This window comes from Streptomyces sp. 8L, assembly GCF_020176795.1.
GTDB lineage: Bacteria > Actinomycetota > Actinomycetes > Streptomycetales > Streptomycetaceae > Streptomyces.
On record NZ_JAIUKE010000927.1, the window covers coordinates 1 to 929 of the forward strand.

The 929-nt window shown below is 68.1% G+C and carries 1 protein-coding gene; it reads left to right on the forward strand.

Annotated elements, in window-relative coordinates; translation table 11 throughout:
- Nucleotides 1-929, forward strand: a 929-nt coding sequence (locus tag LCE31_RS39930) for a WXG100-like domain-containing protein (RefSeq protein WP_441349439.1), incomplete at both ends; no start/stop codon positions are given.

The window sequence follows — 929 nt, forward strand, 5'->3', positions numbered from 1 at the left end:
GGTGTGTTCGCCAAGGGGCAGACGGACCTCGATACGGCGGCGACCGCGCTGAACACGGCGTTGCAGAACGCGGCGGGCATGGCGGGCAACGACGACTACGGGCAGAAGTTCGGCCACAAGTACGACCCCGCCGCCAAGGCCCTCTTCCACACCCTGTCCGCCGCGATCCGCGCGATCGGGCAGTCCTCGGACGCCCTGGTGACCACGGCCAACAACTACCTCAAGGCCGACCACCACTCCAACCCGAAGAAGGGCAAGGGCGCCCCACGGCTCTACCCCCCGCCGCCCGTCTTCACGGACGTCATGTATCCCGACCCCGACTCCGCCATCGGCCCCGGCCACTCCTCCGTACCCTCCGTGATCGCCAAATACTGGCCCAACGGACACCAGGACAAGCTGCGCGACGCCGCCTCCGCCTACCGCACCGCCTCCACCGCCTTCAAAACCCTGGGACACACCCTCCACACCCAGGTGCAGTCCCTGACCGACAACAACTCCGACGAATCCGTCAAAGCCATGGCCGCCTTCTGGGCCAAGATCTGGCAGGACGGCGGCAGCGCGAAGAAAGCACCCCTGTCCGCCGCACACGAGGCCTGCGACAAACTCGCCACCGCCTGCGACAAGTTCGCCTCGGCCATCGACAAGGCCCACAGCAGCACCGAGCACAAACTCGCCGGCGCCGGCATCGCCATCGGCCTCACCACCGCCCTCGGCATCGCCCTGACCGTCTTCACCGGCGGCGGCTCCGACGCCGGAGCCGCCGCCCTCGACGGAGCAGAGGCCGGCGCCATCCTCGGCGGCGTCGAAACAGCCGCGGAAGCCACCATCGCCGAGATCGACACCACCGTCATCGCCGATGTCGGAACCGAACTCGAAACAGCCGCAGAAGCCGTCCCCGAGATCGAGACCATCGACGCCGAAACCACCGA